The organism is Halomonas marinisediminis, from assembly GCF_004347715.1.
GTDB lineage: Bacteria > Pseudomonadota > Gammaproteobacteria > Pseudomonadales > Halomonadaceae > Halomonas > Halomonas icarae.
The window spans coordinates 1-220 of record NZ_SLTR01000873.1; the positions used below are offsets into that span (position 1 = coordinate 1).

The 220-nt window shown below is 57.3% G+C and carries 1 pseudogene; it reads left to right on the forward strand.

The annotated features are described in order from the left end of the window. Nucleotides 1-220 (forward strand): annotated as a pseudogene (locus tag E0702_RS18830) (hydrogenase formation protein HypD); the annotation flags it as partial.

Sequence of the window (220 nt, forward strand, 5' to 3'; positions counted from 1 at the left end):
GCTTGGAGTTCATCGCTAATTTTTATCGCAGGCCGATGGTCGTTGCCGGGTTCGAGCCGCTCGATATCCTGCAATCGATTTGGATGCTGCTCAAGCAGATCAAGGAAGGCCGTTCCGAGGTCGAGAACCAGTATGCGCGGATCGTGCCCAACGGGGGGAACGAACCCGCCTTGCATGCGGTCTCGCGCGTCTATGAGTTGCGGGAATTCTTCGAATGGCG